The sequence below is a fragment of the Levilactobacillus koreensis JCM 16448 genome (assembly GCF_001435525.1).
In the GTDB taxonomy this organism is placed as follows: Bacteria; Bacillota; Bacilli; order Lactobacillales; family Lactobacillaceae; genus Levilactobacillus; species Levilactobacillus koreensis.
Genome location: NZ_AZDP01000123.1, coordinates 69314 through 73946, shown reverse-complemented (window position 1 = coordinate 73946; position 4633 = coordinate 69314). Strand labels below are relative to the sequence as shown.

General features: G+C 51.2%; 5 protein-coding genes. All 5 read right to left on the bottom strand.

Annotated elements, in window-relative coordinates:
- Nucleotides 1–213: 213 nt before the first annotated feature.
- Nucleotides 214–1143, bottom strand: a complete 930-nt coding sequence (locus tag FC99_RS13040; protein WP_048735962.1) for a deoxyribonuclease IV — start codon at nucleotides 1141–1143, stop codon at nucleotides 214–216.
- Between the two features lies 1 nt (nucleotide 1144).
- On the bottom strand, nucleotides 1145–2362 hold the full coding sequence (locus FC99_RS13035; RefSeq protein ID WP_048735961.1) for a CDP-glycerol glycerophosphotransferase family protein: 1218 nt from the start codon (nucleotides 2360–2362) through the stop codon (nucleotides 1145–1147).
- Nucleotides 2363–2381: 19 nt separating this feature from the next.
- The gene (locus tag FC99_RS13030; protein ID WP_048735960.1) at nucleotides 2382–3191 is read right to left on the bottom strand and encodes an ABC transporter permease; all 810 of its coding nucleotides are present in this window, start codon (nucleotides 3189–3191) and stop codon (nucleotides 2382–2384) included.
- Between the two features lie 18 nt (nucleotides 3192–3209).
- The gene (locus FC99_RS13025) at nucleotides 3210–4325 is read right to left on the bottom strand and encodes a CDP-glycerol glycerophosphotransferase family protein (RefSeq protein WP_082153289.1); all 1116 of its coding nucleotides are present in this window, start codon (nucleotides 4323–4325) and stop codon (nucleotides 3210–3212) included.
- Nucleotides 4326–4449: 124 nt separating this feature from the next.
- Nucleotides 4450–4633: hypothetical protein (locus FC99_RS14310; RefSeq protein ID WP_235805934.1), on the bottom strand; the 184-nt coding region annotated here is incomplete at its 5' end.

Sequence of the window (4633 nt, the reverse complement as noted above, 5' to 3'; positions counted from 1 at the left end):
GTTCTTTCGAGGCTTCAAGTTGCGTTCGCACCGTTCCAGCCCATATCTGCCGGCCGTTAAGGCGAAGGGACCACCAGATTGCCTATTTTTAGTCTCACTGTTGTTGCTAGAACAGACATGACTGGTATCTTGGAACTTTCAACCTTTAGTCAGCAATATAAATTCATAGAACAAAAAGTAGTCTGGGCGTTTATCCCAGACTACTTTTTTTAGTTACCGCGTTAAAAATTCGTCAACCGGCTTCTCCGCCAACACATCGGCCTCTAAATCCGGATTAAACTTCTGGGCCTTCAGCATGGCCACTTCATAGCCGTGTGGATTAACGCCGTGCTTCCGGTCCGGCCCAATCACCGGCGTTTCCATAATCTTAGGTACCGTCGTGAGTTGGGGATGATGCGCCACTTTGTTCAACACATCGAAGCCCAGCGTTCCCAGACCAATATTCGTGTGTCGGTCCTTATGACTGCCCTGGGGGTTCTTCGAATCGTTCAGGTGAATCACCTTCAGCTTATCAATGCCGATAACGTGGTCGAACTCATTGAGTACCCCATCGAAATCATCGGCGATCGCATACCCGGCATCGCTGGTGTGGCAGGTGTCAAAACAGACGGACAGCCGATCATTGGCCGCCGTGGCATCCATGATTGCCGCCAATTCCTCAAACGTCCGGCCAACCTCGGTGCCCTTACCCGCCATCGTCTCTAAGGCGATTTGGACGGGGGCTTGTGCGGCACTTAAAATCTCGTCGAGGCCCTTGGCAATCTGTGCGATGGCTGCCGGTGCCCCAGCACCAACGTGAGCGCCCGGATGGAGAACGATCTGCGTTGCTCCCAGTGCCGCCGCCCGCTGGACCTCCGCCGTCAGGAATTCCACGGCAAAGCCATAATTTTGGGGCTTCACCGTATTTCCTAAATTGACCACGTACGGTGCGTGAACCACAACGGCGCGTTGGTCGTGAGCGGCCATAAACGCCTTGCCCGCCTCAATATTTAGCTCGTCGATTGGCTTGCGGCGCGTGTTCTGCGGGGCGCCCGTATAGATCATGAAGACATTCTCGCCAAAGCTGGCGGCTTCTTGCGCCGAGCCCAGCAGCATGTCCTTGCCCTTCATACTAACGTGTGAGCCGATTAAAAATTCTGCCATCTTAATCTTCCTTTCCGTTAAGAATCACCTGTACAACTCGTTGACTCGCCGTCCCATCTTCCCACTCACAGAATTTATGGTAGAAAGCCGCTTGCTGCTCGCGATAATCGGCGAACTCACCGGCGGTCCGCCAAACATCGAGTTGCTGATAAAAGGCCGTCGCCGTTGTTACCAATGGCCCCGGAATCTCTTGTTCGTAGTCGAAGTAAAACCCCCGTAACTGATCGCGGTAATGGGCTAAATCATAGGCAAAGAATAATTCTGGTCGCTTCAAATTAGCAAAATCGAACATGACCGAAGAATAGTCTGTGATCAACAGGTCAGAAATCAGATACAGTTCGGCGATATCCGTATCAGCCAGCACCGTGACTCGGTCCTCAAAGCCGTGAATATCAATGGCGTCCTTGACCAAGTAATGCGGCCGAATAATCAGGTGCGTCCCTGCTGGCACATGCTGGAAGAACGCGCCCAGGTCAAACGGCAGGTCAAACTGATAGACGCCGGGCCGGACTGCCATATCGTCTCGCCAAGTCGGCGCGTACATCACGATGGGGCCCGTCACTGCTCCCAGTAATTTTCGCTTTAATTGTTGAATCTGCTCGGCACTGGTCGTATAGAGCACATCGTTACGCGGATAGCCGATCGACAGAAATTGATTGCGGAACCCAAACGCCGACTTGAAGATATCCTGCGAATACTGGTTCGGCGCAATCAGGTAGTCCCAACGACTGGCGGCCGTGACGAATTGCTGGTGATAATCGGCCGTCGAGGTCCCTGGAATCGCAACGTGTTCGATGTCAGCCCCTAGTTTTTTAAGCGGCGTGCCATGCCAAGTCTGAATCGTTTGTGTCCGCCGGTTCTTGTGCCACCAGTTGGGCAACCGGGAATTTAAGACCCAGAATTCCGCGCGGGCCATCAGACCGACCCAGCGTGGTGTGAAGCGCTTGACCAATTTAATTTCCGGATACTTCGCTCGTAACGCCGCATACTCCCGCGGTTTTACGCTAAAATACGCCGTTTGTGCGTACGCTGGATGGGTCTTGACCAATTCACGGTAGATTGCCGCCGGATTGTCATTGACATCCTTGCCGTTAAAACTTTCAAATATCACGAGCCGTCGCTTTATGGGTAAACAAATAAGCCCATCGTTCAACACGATGAGCCCATAGCGAGCAACGAGCTTCAATGACTGAATAATGTGACTTAAACCATTCGCCATTTGAGGTTGCTCCTTTCAATTAGATTAAATCGACAAAACGTGACCGGAACTTGTAGTGTAAGTGTGAGCCAATTAGTAGCACGAAGAACACGAACATCCAGAATTCCAGCGTCAACATTGGGTGTTGCCAGAACCAACCGGTCCCAATGAAGGATTCCCGGAACCCATTAACAATGTAATAGTAAGGATTCAATTCGAGTAAGTGGACAAATGGTGCGGGGAACGATGTCGTGACGAAGTTAAACAGCACCCCTGACACGTAGAATAACATCCGCATCACGGACTGTAGCAAGATGTGGTAATCTCGCACCAGCACACTGATACATGAGTTTAAGACCCCTAATGCCACCAATAAACAGATCATGGCGAAGAAGTAGTAGATCCATTGGAACCAAGATACCTTAGGGTAGACCCCATTTAACAGACCAATAAAGATGGAGAAGACCATCATCGTCCAAAAGGAACTCAGATTGCTGACCACTTTGATCGTTGGTAACGCTGAAACGGGGAACTTCATCTTGGCAACCATGTTGACCCGTTGATAGATACTCTTCGACGCGTCCAACGTTGCTCGGTTCATGAAGAACCAAGGCGTGATCCCAATAACCATCCATGGCAGGTAACCAACCCCATTTAAGGGCTGACCGTGTTTTAACCCGACACCGAAGACTAACCAGTAAATCGCGATTTGAATTAACGGATATAAGTATTCCCACGCCAATCCTAAGTAATGACTCTGATAACTTGCTTGATCCTCATACCGGGAAATCCGAAAAATAATCCCGATACTCGAAAATTGTTCTTTGAATAAGGTCATGACCTCTTTCAAGGCACTGCACTCCTTTAATTAATCAGTTAATAACGCCATGTACCGCGCCACGACACGACTCGTCGCTTGGCCGTCATTGGCACTATTCCAATGTTGATTGAATTGTGTAAAGTCAGTTGGCGCGTCTGCAGCAATTGCTGCCGCCAAGTGCTGACTGTCGGTTAGTGCCGGACTCGGCAACCAATCGAATAGATCTTCCTGCACCCCGGGATCTTGCGAATACGTTGGCAGGTCGAAAAGGTAAAACAGTAAGCTGTGCGCATTCGGTAGCAGGCTATAGTCAAACGCCACGGAAGAATAATCCGTCACCACGGTCTCCGCCACCGTTAACAGGTCAGCCGTACTCAGTTGCTGCGTCACAACGACCTGCTCACCCAACTGCGACTGCAAGGTCGTTGCTTGGTCGGCCAACACCGGGTGTAATTTGACGACCACCCGCGCATCGGGATCCGCACGCAACGCCTGGGCCAACCCGATTGGCGGCGTGAACGTCACGCCATCCCGATAAGTTGGTGCATACAAGATGACCCGGTGTCCCGTTAACTCCGGCGCAATCCGGGCAACTTTGGCCTGTGCTTGGGCTACCCAGTCGGGATTATTCAACCGATCCGACCGCGGGTACCCCAGCACCTGCATGCGGTCCGCAGGGACACGATAGCTTTTCGCAAAAACCTCTCCCATCGCCGCGGCGCCCACCACGTAGTCATCAAACTGATCATACACGGCCTGAAACCGCCGCTGATCACTCTGTGACCGTTCGGCCGTCGTCGGGTCATCCCAACCGAAACGTTTGATGGCCCCCGCCGCATGCCACAACTGTACGATGCGCATGCGCTGTGGGTGGTGCAGACCGCCTAAGAAGGCGTAGTAATTGTCGCAAAACAACACTCGTGCTTGCATAATGATTGGAATGCTTTTAAAGACAAATCGCAGGTCATCTCGAAACGGATGAACGGTGATCCCCGCCGCAGCTAATTCTTGGGCGGCTGTTTCGTATGCTGGACGATAAAAGACCACCAACGACCGATCAGCCGGTAACGCCGCGGCCAGGGCCTTAATGAACGGGAGATTATCCCCAAAGCTCATCAGGTAGACCACGTTGCGCTGCCGCCGACCTGCACACAGTAGCGACATTAGTCGTACTAACCATAAATAAATCTCTTTCACGTTAATCACCAATATCACTTATTTTTCGCTATCCATAACACCGAGAATTATACCACATCTCCTTAAGGAACCTAGCGATTTTTAAGAACCTTTAAGAAACGTGACCAAAGATTGAAAGATGAAATACCGGCTTTGCCCCAGTACTGGTAAGCGTTTGTGCCATTAAATTAGCAAAATTGACCGCATGCGGCTGCCAGGAATTCCGCCTGCTGTGGGGACGCTTCAGACTGGAAGAACACCAGTCTTCTCGCTCGATTTGAAGCCACAAAGACCAT